Below are 21,789 nucleotides of genomic sequence, written 5' to 3'. Positions count from 1 at the left end.
TCCAATCACTTCAAACTCTTTTTCTTATGTTCAACATTCTAAGCAGTATTCAAAAAAAGTCTTTACTTATTACAAAAATAACATATCTTTAATTAAGAATTTAAAAATGTAAAAACCACTAATATTTCATTTGCCATATAACATAATTAAATGGTATTTAGATATATTTGTAACAAACCAGCCTTTTTTGCTACTTATTAAAAAAATATAATTATGAAGTTTTTAGGAAATGTAATCGCCACTGTGATTGGTATTTTTGTCTTTATTATGTTATTCTTCTTCGGAGTAATCCTTATCGGAGCTATTTTTGGAGGAGATGACACTGTTTCTGTTAAAAAAGATTCTGTTATCGAATTAAATTTAAAAGAAATACAAAATGATTATGCCGGAAAATACAAAGATCCTTGGGTAACTGTTTTTTCTGAGCAAAAAGGCATTGGCTTAACCGATGTTATCAACGCAATTGAAGCTGCAAAAACAGATGACAATATAAAAGGAATTTCAATCTTAAATGATGAATCTTCATTAGGATTGGCACAATATAAAGATTTAAGAAATGCTCTCGAAAGTTTCAAAAAATCAGGAAAATTTGTTTGGGCTTACGCCAATACTTATTCTCAAAAGGAATATTACTTAAATTCTGTGGCTAATACTGTTTATTTAAATCCTGCTGGAGATTTAGATTTTAAAGGACTTTCTTCTGAAGTAATGTTTTTTAAAGATTTTCAGGATAAATCTGGAATTCATATGGAAGTAATTCGACACGGAAAATATAAAAGTGCTGTAGAGCCATTTTTAGAAAACAAAATGAGCGATGCCAACAGAGAACAAGTCACAGCGCTTTTAAACTCGATTTGGACAACCGTTTCGACAGATATTTCTAAAAGCCGCAATATTCCGCTTCCAAGATTAAATGAAATCGCAAACGGATTGCTGGCAAGAACTCCAGAATTAGCTAAAGCAAACGGTTTAGTCGATATTGTAGCTTATGAAGATGTTTATCACAATGCCATAAAAAAAGCATTGAAAGTAACTGGAGATGATGATTACAATAAAATTTCGATTGCAGATTATACTCAAAATAATATTACGACTGCATTAACCAATACTGCAGATGACCAAATTGCTGTTATTTACGCTCAAGGCGAAATTGCAAGTGGCGAAGGAGATGTTACTGTTATTGGAGAGGGTTCTATGCGACGTGCTTTGCAGGAGGCGAGAAAAGACGAAGATGTTAAAGCAATTGTACTTAGAATCGACAGCCCAGGCGGAAGCGCTCTAACTTCTGATTTGATTTGGAGAGAAATTGAAATAACTAAAAAAGTCAAACCTGTAGTTGTTTCTATGGGTAATTATGCGGCTTCTGGCGGTTACTATATTGCCTGCAACGCTAATAAAATTTTCGCTGAAAGCAATACCATTACGGGATCAATTGGAGTTTTTGGAATATTGCCAAACTTTAGTCCACTTGCTAATAAATTAGGAATTAACACCGAACAAGTTAAAACTCACGAAAACTCGGCAAACTATAGTCCGTTTGTTCCTGTTGACGAAAAATTTAAAGCTTTTACTCTTGAAGGAGTTGAGCACATCTACAATACTTTTGTAACGCATGTTGCTGAAGGCCGAAAAATGACATTTGCTCAAGTTGATGCTATTGCTCAAGGAAGAGTTTGGTCTGGCTCTGAAGCTATTAAAATTGGCTTAGTAGACAGAATTGGCGGATTAAATGATGCTATTGCTGAAGCTGCCAAAATTGCTAAAATCAAAACATACAGTACTCAGAATTATCCGGAATATGAAAAAACCTTTAGTGATCTTTTATCAAATCTTCCTTTTGCACAATCGAAAGAAGCTTTTATAAAAGAAGAAATTGGAGAAGAAAACTACCTTCTTATTGAGCAGGTAAAGAAACTTCAAAAACAAAAAGGAGTTCAGGCCATGATGCCATTTGAAATAAACATCAAATAAATTATCATAAAACACTAAAAAATCCGTTTGAAATAGAGACTCAAACGGATTTTTTATTTTAACAAAAATTCATACAATTCTTACATTTTTAAGAAAGATTTATCTCATACTCTGCCAAAAAAAACTATTTTTGCAAGAGTTAATTTCAAATTAAACCCTCAAACCTACACCTATGTTAAAGAAAATTTTAAAAATCTCAGCCATTGTTCTTGTGGTTATTGTAGCCGCATTATTTGCCATTCCCTATTTTTTTAAGGATCAAATAAAAGCTAAAATTGCAGAAGCTATTAACGAAAGTGTTGATGCCAAAGTAAGTTTTGCTGATGCCGATTTAAGTTTGTTTAAAAATTTCCCAAATGCGACTGTCGGAATCGAAAAATTAGTGATCATCAACAAAGCCCCTTTTGAAGGTGACACTCTAGTTTCGTTAGGCGAATTGAATTTAAAAATGAGCATTAAGGAACTTTTTAAAGGAAAAGACGAACCATTAAACATTCAAGGAATCACTTCTGAAAATGGTTTAATTAACATTATCTTCAATAAAGATGGCGTTGGAAATTTTGATATTGCTTTAAAAGACAAAAAAGAAACCGACAAAGATGAAAAAAGCAAACCGCTTTCCTTAAAAATCCAGAATTATAAAATTGAGAATTTTACATTTAGATATATCGATCAGGGTTCTAAAATCAAAATGGTCATTGATAGTTTGAATCACGAAGGAACTGGAGATTTTACCAATTCGAAATTAGATTTAACTACAAAATCTACAGCAAAAATTTCTTTGGATATGGATAAAGTGAATTACATGAAAAATGTGAATTTGACTTTAGACGCTGTTTTAGGAATCGATTTAGATAAAAGCAAATATACTTTTAAGGAAAACAAAGCTTTAATAAACCAATTGCCTTTAGAATTTGATGGTTTTATTCAAATGGTTGAAGCTGGGCAGATTTATGATTTGAAATTTAAAACGCCAACCTCATCATTTACAAACTTTTTAGGATTAATTCCGTCAGCTTATTCGTCAGGTTTAAATGGCGTGAAAACAACTGGAGATTTTACTGTTGTTGGTTTTGCAAAAGGACAATTAACAGATACAACTGTTCCTAAATTTAATATTGCTATTGCTTCAAATAATGCCTCTTTTCAATATCCGAACTTACCTAAATCGGTTCAAAATATTGTAATTGACACTAAAATTATAAACGAAACTGGAATTCTAAACGACACATACGTTAACTTAGATAAACTGTCTTTTAGAATTGATCAAGATGTTTTTAGCGCTAAAGCGAATGTTAAAAACATAACAGTAAATCCATTTGTAAGTGCTGCCTTGAAAGGAACTATTAATTTAGCGAATCTTTCAAAAGCCTACCCTATTAAAATGGAAAAACCACTGGCTGGTATTTTAAAAGCTGATGTTACCACTCAATTTGACATGGCTTCTGTAGAAAAAAGTCAATATCAAAACATTAAAAATGCTGGAACAATGAGTTTGTCAGGATTTAAATACACTGATGAAAACAATAAATCAATGAACATCAGCACGGCTTTGGTTGAGTTTAATCCGAGTACAATAAACTTAAAGCAATTTAATGCGACAACCGGAAAAAGTGATATTGCCATTAACGGAATCTTAGAGAATTTCTATGGTTTTATGTTTAAAAAACAAGAACTTAAAGGAAACTTTAATATGAGTTCGAACCAGTTAGCAGTTGATGATTTTATGACTGCCGGTGAGCCTGCAACAGCTAAAACAGAAGCGAAGCCAACGGAAGCAATGAAGATTCCTGCATTTTTAAACTGTACAATTAATGCAAAAGCCACAACAGTTTTATATGATAATTTAAAACTAAAAGATGTTTCTGGAAAATTGATCGTAAAAGATGAAAAAGCTACTTTAGAAAACTTCAAAACTTCAATTTTTGGAGGAACAATTGGCTTAAGTGGAGCCGTTTCTACAAAAACGAAAGTACCAACTTTTGATATGAATTTAGGTTTTAATCAAGTTGATATTGCACAGACTTTTACGCAATTAGAAATGATGAAAAAAATTGCTCCTATAGCTGGAATCATTAATGGAAAATTGAATTCTACGATAAAATTGAACGGAAATTTAGATGCAAATGAACTAACTCCAGATTTAAAATCTATTTCAGGAGATTTATTGGGACAACTTCTTTCTACAACCGTAAATTCTAAAAACTCAACTTTATTAAATGCTTTAGGATCAAATATTAAATTTATCGATTTGAATAAATTGAATTTAAACGACATTAAAGCTGCGCTAACTTTTGATAACGGAAAAGTAAATGTAAAACCATTTGATATAAAATACCAAGATATTAAGGTAACTGTTGGCGGAACGCATGGTTTTGACCAAACAATGAACTACAATTTAAAATTTGATGTTCCTGCTAAATATTTAGGAAGCGAAGCAAATGCCTTTATTGCAAAAATGTCTCCGGCAGATGCTGCGAAACTAGAAAATATTCCGATCAATGCAGTCATTGGAGGAAATTTTTCAAATCCAAAAATTAGTACAGATATGAAAACTGCAATCAGCAGTTTGGCTTCCCAGGTAGCGAATCAGCAAAAAGAAAAACTGACTCAAAAAGGCGCTTCTGCTCTTAGTGATTTAATCAATAAAAACACAAAAGCAAAAGATACGACACAAGCTGCAAAAACAGAAAAAGAACAAAAAACACAGGAAGTTACTAAAAAAGCAAGTGATTTATTGAACGGAATTTTTAAGAAGAAAAATTAAAAATCCTGATTTTAATTAAAAATCCTGCTCTTGAATAGTAATTCTCGAGCAGGATTTTATTTTATTGAAGTGCATTTCTATTAATGCAAAATAGAATTTATAATAGTAATAAAATCGGAAACTTTATTTGTATTCGTATCAACACCAATACTGTTATTACCGTAAGGCTCATATTTTTTTAGGTTTCCACCCGAAAACAATCCAACGGTTGTAGCTTTTGAAGCACTCGCTAAATGCATAATACCACTGTCTGCGCCAATAAAAACATCTACATTAGCTAATACTGAGCCTATTTCACGAACATCTTTACTATAGAATGACGGTGCTTGAAAATTTATTTGCGATACATTCTCTACTGGTAAAACTTCAAAAATATTATAGTCTGGATATTCCTTTTTTAAAGCAGTATAAAACTCTTCCCACCACTCTACACCATAACATTTTTCGCCTGTAGCAAAAGTAAAAATGGCGATTGTTTTTTTCTGTTCATTAATAATCTTATTCAGAATTTTTTTGCCGTTTGCAATTTCGTCGTGTGACAATTTCAAATCAATTAATGCAACGGGTTCTTTTTTATCTTCTAATCCAACTTGGCTTAAGGAATATCTTAAATTGTAAACGGGATATTTTGCGATATGCTCGTAATCTTCATACGGAAGCTTGACATTTTCTGGAAGATCTCCAAAAATTTTATATTTCGCACTAGAAAATTGTACGGCCAAACGACCTGAAGAAGAATTTTGGTCGACATTAATTACCATATCATAATTTTGCTTTCTAATTAATGTCCAAACTTTTAGGTATTTAATTAATTCTTTGAAGGGCTTTTTAGGCAAATCGATTATCTTGTCGATGTTTGTATAATTTTCAAAAACAATCGGCGCAAGAGTGCCTTTTACAAATAAGTCGATTTTGCAGTCAGGAAACGCTGCAGTAACTTCTTGAATAAGCGGTGTAATTAAGAGTAAGTTTCCTAATCTTTTATTAGGCCTGCAAATCAGCACTTTCTTGATTTTATTTTTATCAATAGGACCGCTTTTACTAATACTAGAATTCCCAATATTCTTGGTCAAATTACGCATTAAACTACGCCTAAAAACATTAACTTTCTTTAAGTTACTCATTGTGGTATTTGTTTTGTTGTATTTTCTCTTGAAAATAATGAACATTCAGCTTCAAAAAAAAGGTGAATTTACTTTAAATAAAGACCTATATTTTTTTCAAATCTAGGTTCTTTTTTTTGGCAAAAGTAAATTCTTTCAATAAGCATTTATTACAAAATTGTAATCAAATGTATCAATATTTACATTTTTATTTCTTAAAAAGAGTTAAAAATACAACAATAACATTAAAAAGAACAAAAAGATTAGACAGTCTATTAATAAAAACAGACGCTTTGCTGATAAAATCAGACTAGACGTCTATCGTTACAATGTAACCTTCAGAACCACGTACATTAAAAACTGCCCCGTTTTCGAAGATTAAATACTGTCCTTTAATTCCGATTAGCTTTCCTTGAAACGAAGGCGTTTTATCTAAATTTAAACTGGCAACTTTAGCAGGATAATTTAAAACAGGATAATTCAATTCGTATAAATCATTTTTCTGCGAATAAAAATATTCCTGAGCTTCTGTTGGAATTAAACTTTCTACTTTTGCTTTTTCAGCAATCAAATCAAAAATTCCTCCGGTACTCTGAAGCATTTTTCTCCAGTTTGTTTTGTCTGTGTAATGCTCTTTTAATGCGACCTCTGTTATTCCTGCTAAATATCGGTTTGGAACCTCAACAATTGCAATTGCCTGCGTAGCACCTTGATCAATCCAACGCGTTGGTACTTGCGTTTTGCGCGTTACACCAACTTTTACTTCGCTTGCCAGAGCCAAATAAACAACGTGTGGCTGTAATTGTACTTTTTGCTCGTAGTCTAAATCACGATCTGCGATACCTAAATGAGCGGTACTCAATTCTGGACGCATAATCCAATCGCCTACTGCCGGACTCGAATAAAAACAATCGTAACAAAAACCTTGTCTGTAGATCTTTTTCTTTTTATTACAATTAAGACATTGAAATCCAATAAAATTAATCTCGATCTCTTTATCAAGCAACTGATTCATACTTAGAAAACTATCTTCGAAAACCAAATAATATTGAATTGGATTTCCCATTTCAGTCTGCATTTTTGTAAGTACGCCTTGATATGTCATTGTATTGAGATTACTGCCCTGAAATTTCAGGATTAGGTATTTGATTTATTTTTATGAAAGCTGTATTTAATTTCTAATTCAATTTAATTAGAATCTTTAGTATAAATAGAATGGTTTTTTTTACAAAAAAACACTATTTTTGATAAGATGACAAAGTTAGTATTTGTCTATTGATATTCAAATTTTAAATTTCCTGATTCTTGCGATAATCGTAAAATCTAAAATTTAATCCCGAGATTTCGGGACAGCAATCTAAAATATAAAATCCACTCATGCCCGTATCTATTATCAATTCTTTCGCATCTTGGGTCCTAAAACAAAGGATACATCAAATCGAACTTTTTTTAAAATATCCAAATGAAGTTCAAGAAGAACTATTGCATAATTTATTGACTGCGTCAGAAAATACGGTTATAGGAAGAAAATATGATTTTGTATCGATAAGCTCTTATCAAACTTTTACAGAAAGAGTTCCGATTTCAAGTTATGAAGAATTACAGCCCTTAATTGAGCGCACACGCCAAGGCGAACAAGGTGTTTTTTGGGAAACTCCAATAAAATGGTTTGCTAAATCAAGCGGTACAACAAATGCTAAAAGCAAATTTATTCCGGTTAGTAATGAAGCTCTAGAAGATTGTCATTATAAAGGCAGTAAAGATTTGTTATGTTTATATTTAAACAATAATGAAGATTCTGGATTGTTCTTGGGAAAAAGTCTCCGCTTGGGCGGAAGTTCTCAAATCTATGAAAACAACAATACTTTCTTCGGAGATTTATCTGCAATTTTGATTGAGAATATGCCTATCTGGGCCGAATTCAGCAGTACACCAAGCAGTAAAACTTCGCTGATGAGCGAATGGGAAGCTAAAATTGCAGCGATTATAAATGAAACCAAAACTGAAAACGTAACTAGTTTTGCCGGTGTTCCGTCTTGGATGCTGGTTTTAATGAACAAAGTTTTAGAAAATACCGGAAATCAAAATTTACTTGAACTTTGGCCAAATCTTGAAGTTTATTTTCACGGAGGTGTAAGTTTTTCTCCGTACAGAGAACAATACAAGAAAATTTTACCAAGCAAAGATTTCAAATACTACGAAATATATAATGCCTCTGAAGGCTTTTTTGCTATTCAGGATTTGAACAATTCAAGCGATTTATTACTGATGCTGGATTATGGAATTTTCTATGAATTTATTTCGATGGATACTTTTGGAACTCCAAATGAAAAAGTAATTCGTTTAGCCGATGTTGAATTGAATAAAAATTATGCCATTGTTATTACTACAAATTCTGGCTTATGGCGTTATTTAATTGGCGATACAGTTCGTTTTACATCATTAAATCCGTACCGAATTAGAGTTACTGGCAGAACCAAACATCATATTAATGTTTTTGGAGAAGAGTTAATGGTCGAAAACACAGATCAAGCGATTGCCAAAGCCTGCGAAGTTACCCAAACAGAAGTTATAGATTATACAGTTGCTCCTATTTTTATGCAAGACAAAGAAAAAGGTGCACACGAATGGATGATCGAATTCAAGAAAAAACCTGCTGATGTTGGACTTTTTCAAAAAGTACTTGATGAAACTTTACAGACTTTAAATTCTGATTATGAAGCAAAACGCCAAAACAATATGACATTAAATCCTTTGGTTATTAATGTAGCTCGCGAAAACTTGTTTTATGACTGGCTAAAAGAAAGAGATAAATTGGGCGGTCAGCATAAAATTCCGAGGCTTTCGAATCAGAGAGATTATTTGGAGCAGTTGAAAGAGATGTAGGTTATAAAAACTTAAAATCTTAGCAAGTTGAGATAATACAGTATAAACTGAAAAAATATTTATTGATTGATGCTAATAGTGCTTATTATTTTTACGTAAACAAAAAAAGTGAATCTAAAAATTGCATCAATTTGAGCGATTAAAATATTGAATTGCCTAATTAAATTTACAAAAATGAAAGACAATAAATTTAGCGAAGTAAGTACTGAAGAATTGCTTAAAAATGAAAAATCATTAAAAACAATTACCTACATATTTGCAGGTGTATTAACTCTTTTGTTCATTATTAATATATTTCTTGTTTACAATAAAGGATTTAGCGTTTCTAACGTTATACCAATTGCATTGCTTCCGATTTTAATTTTTAATTTAAGCACTTTAAACGAAATTAAAAAAGAATTAAAGTCACGCGAATAACATTACATCATATCAATATATCGGTCGTGGTAGCCTAAAAGATACAAAACTCCGTCAAGACCAAGACTTGAAATTGAAGTTGCGGCGTTTTCTTTTACTTTTGGTTTTGCGTGAAAAGCGATTCCAAGACCTGCTAGGTTTAGCATTGGCAAATCATTAGCTCCGTCACCAACTGCAATAGTTTGGTTGATATGAATTCCTTCTTTTTCAGCAATTGCTTTTAGGTATTCTGCTTTCTTTTGTCCGTCTACTATATCTCCCAAATATTTACCCGTTAATTTTCCGTCTTTAATCTCTAATTGATTGGCGTGAACATAATCGATTCCAAGTTCTTTTTGCAGATAATCTCCAAAATATGTAAATCCTCCAGAAAGAATTGCAGTTTTATATCCGTAATATTTAAGGGCTTTCATTAAGCGATGAGCGCCTTGTGTTATAGGTAAATTGATAGCCACGTTTTGAAGAACATCCTCGCTTAAACCTTCTAACAAAGCCATTCGCTGTTTAAAACTTTCGTTGAAATCTATTTCTCCGTTCATGGCAGATTCTGTAATGGCGCGTACTTGTTCTCCCACTCCATTTAGTTCTGCCAACTCGTCGATAACTTCAGTTTGAATCAAAGTTGAGTCCATATCGAAACAAACCAAACGACGGTTTCTTCTGTAAATATTATCTTCCTGGAAAGAAATATCTACATTTAAAGTTCTTGAAATTTCCATAAAACTTGCCGTCATGACAATTTTATTTACGATTTCTCCCGTAACAGATAGTTGTATGCAAGAACGCGGGTATTCTTCTTTTTCGACAATAGAAGTTCTTCCGGTTAATCTTATAATAGAATCGATATTCAGATTTTGATCTGACATTATTTTAGTTACTGCTGCCAATTGAGAAGCGGCCAGTTTTTCGCCTAAAATATTAATAATATAACGTTGTTTTGATTGTGATTTAACCCACTTTTCATAATCTTCAATAGAAATTGGAATAAACTTTACCTTAATTTCAAGTTCATAAGCTTTGAAAAGTAAGTCTTTTAAAACGGGTGCTGAAGAAGATCCGGCTTCAATTTCAAATAAAATCCCTAAAGATAGCGTATCGTGAATATCGGCTTGACCTATATCTAAAATATTGGCATCATAAGTTGCCAATACTGCTGTTAAACCTGCCGTTACTCCTATTTTATCATGTCCTGAAACTTTTAATAAAATAATCTCTTTATCTTCTATTGCCATTTTATCTTTATTGATTTAAGAAGCGACAAAAATCGGCAATCTCTTGGTGATAAAAAAGAATAATCTTTGTTTTTTTCAAAAGAAAAAGCACATAATTATGTGCTTTTTCGAGTAATTTAACAATAATGTTCCGCTATTAGAATAACATAACTCTATTTGTTATTTAGCTGGATTATGTTCATCAAAATTCACCATCCAACTTATACCGAATTTATCTTTGAACATTCCGAAATAGGCCCCCCAGAAAGTCTTATTCATTGGCATATAAATCGTTCCATTTGCCGAAAGACCATTGAAAATTCTATCTGCTTCTGCTTCGCTTTCTACATTAACTGAAACTGAAAAATTTCCTCCAAAAGCTACGTCACCAGATTGTTCGTTGCTGTCACTTCCCATTAAAATAGTATTTCCAATTGGTAATGAAACGTGCATAATTCTGTTTGCATCTTTCTCAGATATCTGATCACAACTGCCATTTTCATCTTTAGGCATGTCTTTAAATTTTCCGATATACGGAAATTCTCCTCCAAAAACGGATTTGTAAAATAGAAACGCTTCTTCGCAATTTCCATTAAAAATTAAGTATGGGTTTACTGATGTCATGATATTTTGTTTTTTGTTGTTTACTTTCTTATTCTATTTTCTTAATTCTCTGAAAGTTCTTTTACTATTTCCAGTCCCTTTGGAAAAGCCTCCTTGAAATAGTCAATAAATTTTTCGACTACATCAACCTGAACCACAAGATCTATAAACTCATCATCAGGAGTCAATCGATAGATTTCCATTGCACCGCTCCATTCCTTTGTTTCTTCATTGAGAGGCAGTTCTTTAAAATCTTTTATTCCTCCCAAATGTTTAAAAGCCATATATTCATTTGGGATTTTTTTTTCTATTATGCTATTCATTCCTCCACCATCAGGTCCTAGAAAGTGTATTTTTCCGCCTTCGTTCCAATCACTTATTGCATATGATCCTTCATAAAAAACTCCTGCCCATTTTCGGTAGGTTTCATCATTCCATAAAACAGCCCAGACTTTTTCTGCCGAAGCTTTTATTCTAATTTTAAATTCTAATGTTTCCATAATTACGATAATTTACTAAAATCCATATATAAAACATTCCAGCGATGGCCATCTAAGTCAGCAAAAGCACAACCATACATCCAGCCTTGACTTTCTGCAGGAGGAGCAAAAACATTTCCGCCCGCTTCTGCTGCTTTCTTTGCTAATTCATCAACTTCTGCAATACTTTCAGCATCAATCGAAATCAAAATTTCTGAGCTTGATTGCGTATCTGTAAGTTTGTTTTGAGAAAAACTGGCAAATAATGATTCTTCAAAAAGCATCACTACAAATTTTCCTTCACCCACCAACATACAAGTTGAGCTTGGCGTGTCATGTTCTTCATTAAAAGAGAAACCTATTTTTGAGAAAAAACCTTTCGATTTCACCACATCTTTTACTGGCAAGTTCAGCCAAATTTGTTTTGTCATTTTTTGATATTTAAGTTATTTTAAATCTTGAACCTTTATAACTTGCCACTTTGATCCTATTTTTGCTCAACATAACTTTTAAAATTATCCAAAATCGCCTGCCACCCACCGCGCTGCATTTCTTCAGGATTTAAAGTTTCTGGATCAAAACTCTCTATAACTTCTACTCCGTTTGGAGTTTCGTTAAAAGTAATTTCTACTTTTCTTCCATCACCTAAAACATATTTGATCGCTTTATTTTGTTCTACTAAAGTATATTCACCTCCAAAATCAAAACTCATACTGCCATCTTTTGCTGCCATTGTCGATTTGAATTTTCCGCCTTCTCTCAAGTCATTTTCTGCATAAGGCGTATGCCAATCTGGTGAGGCAAAGCTCCATTGTGTAATATGTTCTGGCAATGTCCAGAAATTCCAAACTCTATCTATTGATGCATTAATTGTGTTTTTTACTGTAATCATTTTATTTTTATTGTTTGCTTGTTATTTTTTAGCTTGATTTATTTTTTAAAATTTTCAACATAATTTTTGAAATTCAGAATAACACCTTTACAAAATTGCTCTTGCATTTGCTCAGAATTTTTAGATTCAGGCTCAAATGTCTCGGTTAGTTTTGTTTTAGTATCTAAATTTTCAAAACGAACACTAGCTGTTCTGTTATCTAAAAGTCGATATTCTATTAATGAAAATTTTTCAATTTTAGTATATACGCCTTCAAAATCAAAGCCCTCACTTCCATCTTTTGAAGCCATTGTAAATTTGAACTTACCGCCCACTTTCAGATCATTTTCTGCATATGGAGTATGCCAATCTGCAAAAGGAATGTTCCAAATCATAATGTGTTCTGGTAATATCCAGACATCCCAAACTTTCTCTATAGTTGCATTTATGGTATTTTGAACTGTTATCATTTTATCCATTTGAGTTTACATTTTATCTGGAATTTGATCTTCATTTATAAAAGAAAATTCCCAGTGATGTCCATCTAAATCAAAAAAAGATCGGTAATACATCCATCCATAATCTTTGGCTTCTAAATATTCAGTCGCTCCATTTTTTACAGCATCCTCAATAATTTGATTTACTTTATCACGGCTTTCAATTTGTACCGAAATAATTACTTCGTTAGTGGTTGCTGTATTACAAATCTCTTTATGGGTAAAAGTTTTATAAAACTCCTCAGTAAGCAACATTGCATTGATGTTTTTGCCAATAACTAAACAGGTTCCTTTATCATTTGTAAATTGTGGATTGAATGAAAAACCCAATTGGGTAAAAAATGAAATTGACCGATTTAAATCTTTTACAGGAAGATTTAAGAAAATTTTTGTTTCCATCTTTATATAAATTTACAAATTATTTAAAACAAATTTAGAATATTACAATTGGCTTTATGATACATTAAAAGTCAACTTTAGGGTCATTTAAGACAAAATTTATATTTTTGTACAGAAAGCAACTTTCTAAAAATCAAATAACATGAGTAAAAAAACAGGTTTAATTGTACCGCACGACTATAAATTATTGAGTATCGCTGCGATTTTAGAAGTTTTTGAAACAGCTAATAAATTAAGTAAGCAGACAGAAAAACCTTTTGAGATTATGGTATTTCAATCGGCCGAACAAATTAGCGAAAAACATTTATTTGGTTATGAAGTACAATCGATTGAAGCTTCTGAAGAAATTCTGGATTTGATTTTAATTCCAGCTTTCACTACTGATAATATGAGCGAAATGATCGCGAAGAACAAAAATTTTATTCCATGGCTTAAAAAACAGCACGAATCTGGAGCCGAATTAGCAAGTTTTTGTACTGGCGCATTTTTGTTTGCCGCTTCCGGATTATTAAATGAAAAATTAGCCACAACACATGTTGATGCCTGCAGTGCTTTTACAAAAGCTTTCCCGCTGGTAAAATTAAAACCGGAAGAAACGTTAACTGCCGACGGAAGTTTGTATACAAGTGGCGGCTCAACCTCAACATTTCATTTATTAATTCTTTTGGTTCAGAAATATTGCGGCAATGAAATTGCTGTTCAAATTGCTAAAATATTCTCTATTGATTTAAACCGATACAAACAAAGTTATTTTAGTACGTTTCGACCGAATCATTTGCACAATGATACTCTGGTTGCCATGTTACAGCAAAAAATTGAAAGTCATTACAGCACTATCGAAAAATTAGAAGAGATCACCAAAGATATTCCGACAAGTGCGCGGAACATGACACGAAGATTTAAACAAGTAACCGGAATTCCGCCAATTGAATATCTGCAAAATATAAGAGTTGAAAGTTCTAAGAAATATTTAGAACAAACACAGCTTTCGATTTCTGAAATTATCGAAAAAACTGGTTATAACGACCCGAAGGCTTTTAGAAAAGTATTTTATAAAATGGTTGGTATGAAACCTATTGAATATCGAGAAAAGTTCAGAGTTCAATAAAAAATTTTCAACGACAACTGGACTTTTTATTTTAACTTAAATTTTTTCTTTAAGTTTCTTTCTTAAAACCTTTATCAGCAAATACAATAAATATAAAATGATTAAAAACCCAATAATATTTATAACCTGCCAAAGTAATAAACTAGTACTGTAATCTTCAATTGTTTTATTCATGATTGATGAGTTTTAGATTTTAATTGTTGTCAAAAGTAAGAAAAATAATAAATGATGCAACAACTTATATGCTTTATAAAAAAAGTAATTTCTATAACATATAATTCATTCGTTGTATCAATCCATTGGAGTTGTTTTCCATTTTAAATACGAACCATCTTTTAACTTATGAATGACATAAGTAGGATTTGTTGCAAAATCAATACTATCTTGAAACTGTTTGATTGATGTAAATTTAATACCTTTAAGAGATTTTAATTTTTCTGGTTTTTGATTAAAAACATATAACCCAATAGAAAAAATAGGAAGACTCACCTCGCTAGGATTTTCTCCACTTGTTCTTCTGTTTTTTATCCTTTTATTATAAATTTCACTTGCCTTATCTCTCTCTTTTTTACATTCATATTTTTTTATATAAATGCTAAAATGAGCACTCATCGTATCTTTATCGATAGTATATTCTCTCAGTGCTTTATTTTTTAAATCTAAATAAACTACTATATCACTTCGTTTTTTCATTGCTTGCGAAAATGACAAGCAGAAACAATTTAAAAATAAAAAAATAAAAATTATTTTTATTGTTGACATGGTGCATTTGTATTTTTAAAATTATTATAAATATTTATAAGTCTTACTCTTTCTGTTTGAGGCAAATTTGTCCAAGCCACGGTAGGTTGCGGAGGTAGACCAGTTAGTAAATTAGGTTCTCCAGCTCCCATCAATCCCCACCAAGCTATAGCAATATAAACATCTTCAGATTGTGTATTATCATATTCTTTAAGTACACTTACAATAGTATTAATTGAAAGTTGTGCCATATATTCATGTTGAGGATCAGAAATTGATCCTCCAATCGGAATATCATACCAATACATTGTATAATATTCTACTATTTTAGGTTCATCATTACGAATACTTTCAATAAATTCTGGAGACCATGGGATTTCTTTTTTCCCAGAAAGCTTTAAAAGTTTTTCAAACATTTCTGCATGTAAAATTTCATGTGCAAAATTCTTAGCTATATTTAGAGGAGGTGTATTTAATTTTCCAGGATTAAATCTAATCTCTATTAGTCCGTTGTCAGGCTGATATGTTACAGCACTTACATTTGGGTGGCTAGCATCAACACCCACACTTAGCTTTAAATCTGCCACAGAAAAATCACTATCAAATTTCTTTAAATAATTTTGAAAAGTTGGAGAACCTCCTAATTTATTAAATACGGCGGTCAGGCAAGGGTTGTTTGCAAAGGAAGGATCTGTAAGTATAGTATTTGTAAAATTTGATATCCCACCACCGGCTCCATGATCATTAATTACTGCTTTCGTATACGCATGACTCACTTCACTGGGTAATGCATCACATGGATATGACATCAGTACCAGCTCAGTTTTTGTTGTGGTCTTTTCATAAGTATACGAAGTTAGGATACGCCCGTCGACTGAAACTTCTTTATACCAGTCAACAGTAAACTGCATAGGCAGATAATAAGGAGTATTACATGGTGGAATTCGGTTCGTCAAATTTGAATTAGTTAAAAACATATTTATTGTTTTTGCTAAAATATCCAAATTATCGTTTTTTGAAATATTTTTAGCTCCTCCTTTTGAAATTCCTAACGAACCTAAATTTTTTCCCTTTAATGAAAATACATTCAAGGTTCCCTTAAAAAAATCCAGTTTTGTAATTGTTTCAGGATAAAGAGCACTGTCTTTATCTCCGAATATTTCTAATAAATAAGAATAAATCTGATTTTCTGAATTAATTGTAACAATTTGGTATTGTATGTTATTCTGCAAAAAATTAGACTGCAACCTAGTAGCTGTTTTTTCATTTGCTTCAATTTCGAATATCTCAAGACTGTCCTTTTTTGTCACTCTTATATTTTTCCAATTTATTTCTACATTTTCAGAGATATTTACATTGGAAAATTTACTCAGATCTAAATCATTTTTGACTCGATCTATACTTGCAATCTTACCATTCTCAGTCATTTCTTCCTTGTTGCAAGAAAATGATAATAATACAGAACAGAATATTAAATATTTATAAATCTGGCTCACAATAGATATATTAAATTACTATCCAAAAATATAATTTTAATCCAATGATTAAATAATAAGTAAGAAAAAAATTAAATTAATAATCTTAAATAAAAAAACCTGCTCAAAATAATTGAGCAGGTTTTATGAATTATAAAAATCAAATTATCTTTAAGAAGCAATTTCCATTCGCTTCAATAAATTTTTACTTAATGTATGTTCTGCATAATCCTTATCAATTGTCAGAACTTTATCATCAGAACTTGGCAGTTCGTACATCGCATCAGTTAGAATAGCTTCGCATAACGAACGTAATCCACGAGCTCCTAATTTGTATTCTAAAGCTTTATCAACAATAAAATCTAATGCTTCGTTCGTAATATTAAACTCAACATCATCCATTAAAAATAATTTTTGATATTGTTTGATTAAAGCATTTTTAGGCTGTGTCAAAATTGCACGCAAAGTTTCTCTGTCTAAAGGATCCATATGCGTTAAAACTGGCAAACGACCAATAATCTCCGGAATCAAACCAAAATCTTTAATATCTTTTGGTATAATATATTGTAGTAAATTGTCTTTGTCGATATTATCTACATTTTTAGAAGTCGAATATCCAACAGCCTGACGGTTCAAACGTTTCGAAATAATACGTTCTACTCCATCAAAAGCTCCACCTGCGATAAACAAGATGTTTTGAGTATTTACTTCAACAAATTTTTGGTCAGGGTGTTTACGTCCTCCTTTTGGCGGTACGTTAACTACAGTTCCTTCTAACAATTTCAATAAAGCCTGCTGAACACCTTCACCAGAAACGTCACGTGTAATTGATGGATTATCGCTCTTACGGGCAATTTTATCAATTTCATCAATAAAAACGATTCCTCTTTCTGCTTTGGTTACATCATAATCAGCGGCTTGTAATAAACGAGTTAAAATACTTTCAACATCTTCTCCTACATAACCCGCTTCTGTAAGTACAGTTGCATCAACAATAGCCAAGGGAACATCTAACATTTTAGCGATAGTTTTTGCTACCAATGTTTTTCCGGTTCCGGTTTGACCTACCATAATAATGTTACTTTTTTCAATTTCTACTTCATCGTCTAATTGCTGTTGCATTAAACGTTTGTAATGATTGTAAACTGCAACCGACATTACTTTTTTAGTTTGATCTTGACCAATAACATATTGGTCTAAGAAAGCTCTAATTTCTTTTGGCTTCTTTAAAATTAAGTCACCAACTAATTTTGCACTTCCGCTTGATTTTAATTCTTCTAATACAATTCCGTGTGCCTGCTCGATACACTTATCACAGATATGTGCATTAATGCCTGCAATCAATAAATTGGTTTCTGGCTTTTTTCTTCCACAAAACGAACATTCTAATACTACTTTAGCCATTCTTTTTTAGTTACTAAGTTGCAAAGTTACTAAGTTTCTGAGATTTATCACTAAAACATCAAAAACTTAGCAACCTATTAACTTTATTTTTTTGTTTCAAGTTTTATTTGCTTCAAGTTTCAAGTTAATTATAGCAACTTGAAAACTCAAACTTGAAACTAAGTTTTATCCTCTTCTCAATACTTCATCAATCATTCCGTACTCTTTTGCTTCGTCAGCTTTCATCCAGTAATCGCGCTCACTGTCTTTATGCACTTTATCAAAAGTCTGACCTGAATGTTGAGAAATAATATGATATAATTCATCTTTCAATTTCAGCATTTCACGTAAATTAATTTCCATATCTGTTGCAACACCTTGTGCTCCTCCTGATGGCTGGTGAATCATAACTCTTGAATGTGGCAAAGCCGAACGTTTTCCTGTTGCTCCAGCACATAATAAAACAGCTCCCATAGATGCTGCCATACCTGTACAAATTGTAGCTACGTCTGGTTTGATGTATTGCATTGTATCATAAATTCCTAATCCTGCGTAAACGCTTCCTCCAGGAGAATTTAAATAAATTTGAATGTCTTTTGATGCGTCAGCACTTTCTAAAAACAATAACTGAGCCTGAACAATATTCGCGATTTGATCGTCGATACCAGTTCCTAAAAAGATAATTCTGTCCATCATTAATCTTGAAAAAACATCTAATTGAGAAACATTCAACTGGCGCTCTTCGATAATATATGGAGTCATGTTTGTTGGGTTCATCGCTGCTACGATTTTATCGTAATACATTGCGTTTACTCCTTGGTGCTTTGTAGCAAATTTTTTGAATTCTTTACCGTAGTTCATATTTTTAGTTTAAAGTTTGAAAGTCTAAGTCGGAAAGTGACTTAAACTGCTAAAACAAAGTTCATACCTTTTTATAAAGGGATGCCAATTTGTCCTATTTTTTTGGTTCCAAGTTTTAGGTTTCAGGTTTATTGAAGTTCGAAAACTTGAAACTTGAAACAAAATAAAATTTGAAACAAAAAAAAAGCGCCAAAAATATCTTTTTGACGCTCAAATATAACTTTTTTTATCTTTCGGTTTCTGTAATAAAATCTTAAATTTTAAAATAGAGCTTACATGCTGCTCTATGCTGAACAACTTTTGACTTTAAAACTTTTGACTTCAATTATTCTCCGTAAGAAGCTGCAATAAATTCTTCGTAAGTTACTTCTTTAGTTGTAGGATTTGCTTTTTCTTTAAACACCTCTAACAATTTTTCAGCAACAACTTGCTCAGAAAGTCTTTTTACTTCTTCTTGGTTAGATAAAACTCTAGCCACAATTCCTTGAACTTCTTCGTCAGTTGGATTTGTTTGTCCAAATTGAGCCATTTGTTGTCTGATAGCGTTTGTTGTAAAAGCTTTCAAATCTTCAAAAGTAATTTGGATGTTGCTTTGAGCCATTGCTTTTCCTTCGATTAATTGAAAACGTAAACCTTTTTCAGATCTTGCGTATTCAACTTCAGCTTCTTCTGCAGAAAGTTTTTTCTCTCCAACAGTTTGAAGCCACTTTTTAAGGAATGCAGCTGGCAAATCAAATTTTGTATTTTCGATCAAGAAATCTTGAACATCTAATAATAATTTTTGATCCGCTTGCTGTGCGAACTGTGCTTCAGCATCTTCTTTAATTTTAGCTTTTAAATCTTCAAGAGAAGCAACTTTTCCTTCACCAAAAAGTTTATCAAATAACTCTTGGTTCAATTCAGCCAATTCAGCTCCGTTGATAGCCTCGATAGTAAAGTTTACTTCGATATCTAAACCGTGAACGTCGTCATGAGCTACTTTTAAGTAATCCATTAATTGGTGATCGTCTTCGAATAAACCTTTTGTACTTACTGTAACCACATCTCCAACTTTTTTACCGATGAATTTATCTCCAGCTTTTTTGTTGAAAGTAGACACAGAAATTGTAGTTGTATTATTAATTCCTTTTTCTTCGTTTGAGAAAGTTCCAGTTAAATCAGAATCAGCATCAACTTTATCTTGTGGAATTGCTTTTCCGAATTGTTTTTGGATACGCTCTACTTGACCGTCGATTAATTTATCATCAGCCGTAACGATATATTTTACGATATTATTTTTTGCTTCTAAATCAATTTCGAAGTTAGGAACCAAACCAATTTCGTATTCGAAAGTTAGTTCTTCAGCATCCCAATCAAAGTTTTCGTTTTCTTTAGCAAGAGGAGTTCCTAAAAGATTTAATCTTTCAGATTGAATGAAACGCTCTAAAGCCAAATCAACTACTTTTTTAACTTCTTCTTGCTTAATTGCTTTTCCGTATTGTTTTTCAACAAGATCTTTAGGAACTTGTCCTTTTCTAAAACCTTTTACAGTAGCCAATGGCATTTTTTCGTTTATTCTTTTTGCTACTTGACCTTTATAATCCATGTGAACAACTGTCATTACAATCGTTTCGTTCACAGCGTCTATTGCTACTCTTTTAATATCCATCTTCTTCTTTAATTTACATAATAAAATTGGGTTGCAAAATTATAAAATTTTTGCAACCCAACCAAGTTTTTAATCTATTGTATTTGAAGCGGTTTTTAGTCTGCTTTATTTCGATTATTTATCGTCTCCCAATATTTTATATGTGATAGATTGAAGGATAGACAAAATGATACTGAAGAATAATGCTGTCCAGAACGAATCTACTGCAAAACCTCCAACAATATTAGTACACAGCAAAATAATGATTGCGTTTATAACTAATAAAAAGAGCCCCAAAGTAATTACTGTTACAGGCAAAGTCAAAATTACTAATATTGGTTTTATAAACAGATTTAGTAATCCTAAAACAATTGCAACAATAATTGCAGTAGTAAAACTGGCAACATGCACTCCCGGCAAAAGGTTTGCAATTAACAAAACCAAGGCTGCGGTAACAAGAAGTCTGAGTAATAGTTTCATATTTTTGTGGTTTAAATTTTTAATAAAAGTAATAAAATTTTTATCAAAATCATTACTCTTTCAAAAACCCAGCCGTCAATTCAAAAAACATTTTCGGATTTTCGGCATGAAGCCAATGTCCTGCATTTGGAATAGTTTCAAACTCGACTTTAGGAAAGTGTTGGCGTATTGAATCAAAATCTGAATCTAAAACATAGCCCGATTCTCCTCCTCTTATAAATAAGGTAGGTTTATCAAAAACCAAATCATCTGGCAAAGCTTTTCCGATGGCTTCTAAGTTATTATTGAAAACCGCTAGATTAAAGCGAAAGGCCAATTGTCCTGGCTCAATCCAATATAAATTCTTTAATAAAAACTGGCGTGTTCCAAAATCAGAAACATATTGCGCTACAATTGCTTCAACATCGTTTCTACTCGGTTTAACCGAAAAATCAACTGCATTTAAACCTGCCAAAATATCTTGATGATGCTGTTTATAAAACTTCGGACCAATATCTGCCACAATTAATTTATCTACAATTTCAGGATGTGTTGTTGCAAAAAGCATTGCAACTTTTCCTCCCATCGAATGTCCTAGCATATCTATTTTAGACAGTTGATTTGCTTGGCAATATTCGAAAACATCTTGCACCATCGCTTCATAAGACCATTCGTCTGAATGAAAACTGCGCCCGTGATTTCTTAAATCTAAAATATGAACCTGAAATCCAGCTTCTACATACTGTCCTGCCAAAGTCTTCCAATTATCAGACATGCCCAGAAATCCGTGCATGATAATAAATGGTTTTCCTTCGCCTTCTATTTTTGAGTATAACATCATATAATTTTTTATTGAAAAATTTATTCCACAAAGATTCAAAGGTTTTTTACACAGAGAAACACAAAAATTTCTTTGAGAATCTCCCTGTTT

Annotated in this window: 21 protein-coding genes; 5 read left to right on the top strand and 16 right to left on the bottom strand. The window is 31.9% G+C overall.

Annotation, left to right across the window (positions count from 1 at the left end; genetic code table 11):
- Window positions 1–213: 213 nt before the first annotated feature.
- Both sppA and IR010_RS19615 read left to right on the top strand, forming a co-directional pair.
- The gene (gene sppA, locus IR010_RS19620; protein ID WP_194606051.1) at window positions 214–1,971 is read left to right on the top strand and encodes a signal peptide peptidase SppA; all 1,758 of its coding nucleotides are present in this window, start codon (window positions 214–216) and stop codon (window positions 1,969–1,971) included.
- Between the two features lie 172 nt (window positions 1,972–2,143).
- Window positions 2,144–4,738 (top strand): AsmA-like C-terminal region-containing protein, encoded by a 2,595-nt coding sequence (locus IR010_RS19615; RefSeq protein ID WP_194606049.1) that lies wholly within the window; start codon window positions 2,144–2,146, stop codon window positions 4,736–4,738.
- Window positions 4,739–4,818: 80 nt separating this feature from the next.
- Here the strand turns inward: IR010_RS19615 and IR010_RS19610 are convergent, their stop codons facing one another.
- A complete protein-coding gene (locus IR010_RS19610; RefSeq protein WP_194606047.1) occupies window positions 4,819–5,862 on the bottom strand; it encodes a glycosyltransferase family 9 protein in 1,044 nt (347 codons plus the stop codon).
- Window positions 5,863–6,151: 289 nt separating this feature from the next.
- Entirely contained in the window at window positions 6,152–6,946 is a 795-nt protein-coding gene (locus tag IR010_RS19605; RefSeq protein ID WP_194606044.1) for a DUF2797 domain-containing protein, read from the bottom strand.
- Window positions 6,947–7,218: 272 nt separating this feature from the next.
- Between IR010_RS19605 and IR010_RS19600 the strand changes: the two genes are divergently transcribed.
- Both IR010_RS19600 and IR010_RS19595 read left to right on the top strand, forming a co-directional pair.
- The gene (locus tag IR010_RS19600; RefSeq protein ID WP_194606042.1) at window positions 7,219–8,727 is read left to right on the top strand and encodes a GH3 auxin-responsive promoter family protein; all 1,509 of its coding nucleotides are present in this window, start codon (window positions 7,219–7,221) and stop codon (window positions 8,725–8,727) included.
- A gap of 174 nt (window positions 8,728–8,901) precedes the next feature.
- Window positions 8,902–9,144, top strand: coding sequence for a hypothetical protein (locus tag IR010_RS19595; RefSeq protein WP_029273208.1), 243 nt, complete (start codon window positions 8,902–8,904; stop codon window positions 9,142–9,144).
- Window positions 9,145–9,146: 2 nt separating this feature from the next.
- Here IR010_RS19595 and serB read toward each other — a convergent pair whose 3' ends face one another.
- The 7 genes from serB to IR010_RS19560 all read right to left on the bottom strand — a co-directional run bounded on the left by serB (window position 9,147) and on the right by IR010_RS19560 (window position 13,204).
- Window positions 9,147–10,376 (bottom strand): phosphoserine phosphatase SerB, encoded by a 1,230-nt coding sequence (gene serB, locus IR010_RS19590; RefSeq protein ID WP_029273207.1) that lies wholly within the window; start codon window positions 10,374–10,376, stop codon window positions 9,147–9,149.
- A 159-nt stretch (window positions 10,377–10,535) separates the two neighbouring features.
- On the bottom strand, window positions 10,536–10,979 hold the full coding sequence (locus IR010_RS19585) for a VOC family protein (protein ID WP_029273206.1): 444 nt from the start codon (window positions 10,977–10,979) through the stop codon (window positions 10,536–10,538).
- A gap of 41 nt (window positions 10,980–11,020) precedes the next feature.
- Window positions 11,021–11,458 carry an SRPBCC domain-containing protein gene (locus tag IR010_RS19580; protein ID WP_194570545.1) on the bottom strand — a complete coding sequence of 146 codons (438 nt, stop codon included), beginning with the start codon at window positions 11,456–11,458 and terminating at the stop codon, window positions 11,021–11,023.
- A 2-nt stretch (window positions 11,459–11,460) separates the two neighbouring features.
- Window positions 11,461–11,868, bottom strand: coding sequence for a VOC family protein (locus tag IR010_RS19575; protein ID WP_029273204.1), 408 nt, complete (start codon window positions 11,866–11,868; stop codon window positions 11,461–11,463).
- Between the two features lie 56 nt (window positions 11,869–11,924).
- A complete protein-coding gene (locus IR010_RS19570) occupies window positions 11,925–12,329 on the bottom strand; it encodes an SRPBCC family protein (protein ID WP_194606040.1) in 405 nt (134 codons plus the stop codon).
- A gap of 38 nt (window positions 12,330–12,367) precedes the next feature.
- Window positions 12,368–12,787, bottom strand: coding sequence for an SRPBCC domain-containing protein (locus tag IR010_RS19565; RefSeq protein ID WP_228515208.1), 420 nt, complete (start codon window positions 12,785–12,787; stop codon window positions 12,368–12,370).
- 6 nt (window positions 12,788–12,793) lie between these two features.
- Window positions 12,794–13,204, bottom strand: coding sequence for a VOC family protein (locus tag IR010_RS19560; RefSeq protein ID WP_194570547.1), 411 nt, complete (start codon window positions 13,202–13,204; stop codon window positions 12,794–12,796).
- A 142-nt stretch (window positions 13,205–13,346) separates the two neighbouring features.
- Between IR010_RS19560 and IR010_RS19555 the strand changes: the two genes are divergently transcribed.
- On the top strand, window positions 13,347–14,312 hold the full coding sequence (locus IR010_RS19555) for a GlxA family transcriptional regulator (RefSeq protein ID WP_194606038.1): 966 nt from the start codon (window positions 13,347–13,349) through the stop codon (window positions 14,310–14,312).
- 291 nt (window positions 14,313–14,603) lie between these two features.
- On the opposite strand, the gene IR010_RS19550 is transcribed toward IR010_RS19555, so the two are convergent.
- The 7 genes from IR010_RS19550 to IR010_RS19520 all read right to left on the bottom strand — a co-directional run bounded on the left by IR010_RS19550 (window position 14,604) and on the right by IR010_RS19520 (window position 21,696).
- A complete protein-coding gene (locus IR010_RS19550) occupies window positions 14,604–15,074 on the bottom strand; it encodes a hypothetical protein (protein ID WP_029273199.1) in 471 nt (156 codons plus the stop codon).
- Window positions 15,062–16,480 carry a hypothetical protein gene (locus IR010_RS19545; RefSeq protein ID WP_194606036.1) on the bottom strand — a complete coding sequence of 473 codons (1,419 nt, stop codon included), beginning with the start codon at window positions 16,478–16,480 and terminating at the stop codon, window positions 15,062–15,064. The genes IR010_RS19550 and IR010_RS19545 overlap by 13 nt, the downstream gene beginning before the upstream one ends.
- Window positions 16,481–16,699: 219 nt before the next feature.
- Window positions 16,700–17,932, bottom strand: a complete 1,233-nt coding sequence (clpX, locus tag IR010_RS19540; protein ID WP_029273196.1) for an ATP-dependent Clp protease ATP-binding subunit ClpX — start codon at window positions 17,930–17,932, stop codon at window positions 16,700–16,702.
- Window positions 17,933–18,097: 165 nt separating this feature from the next.
- Window positions 18,098–18,772, bottom strand: a complete 675-nt coding sequence (clpP, locus tag IR010_RS19535) for an ATP-dependent Clp endopeptidase proteolytic subunit ClpP (protein ID WP_029273195.1) — start codon at window positions 18,770–18,772, stop codon at window positions 18,098–18,100.
- Window positions 18,773–19,097: 325 nt separating this feature from the next.
- Window positions 19,098–20,420 carry a trigger factor gene (locus tag IR010_RS19530; protein ID WP_194606034.1) on the bottom strand — a complete coding sequence of 441 codons (1,323 nt, stop codon included), beginning with the start codon at window positions 20,418–20,420 and terminating at the stop codon, window positions 19,098–19,100.
- Between the two features lie 114 nt (window positions 20,421–20,534).
- Window positions 20,535–20,879, bottom strand: a complete 345-nt coding sequence (locus IR010_RS19525) for a phage holin family protein (protein WP_029273193.1) — start codon at window positions 20,877–20,879, stop codon at window positions 20,535–20,537.
- Window positions 20,880–20,931: 52 nt separating this feature from the next.
- Entirely contained in the window at window positions 20,932–21,696 is a 765-nt protein-coding gene (locus IR010_RS19520) for an alpha/beta fold hydrolase (RefSeq protein WP_029273192.1), read from the bottom strand.
- Window positions 21,697–21,789: the final 93 nt, after the last annotated feature.

The organism is Flavobacterium sp. MR2016-29 (assembly GCF_015350695.1).
Taxonomy (GTDB): domain Bacteria; phylum Bacteroidota; class Bacteroidia; order Flavobacteriales; family Flavobacteriaceae; genus Flavobacterium.
The sequence above is the reverse complement of the archived record's forward strand: the minus strand, read 5'-3'. Positions and strand labels throughout refer to the sequence as shown.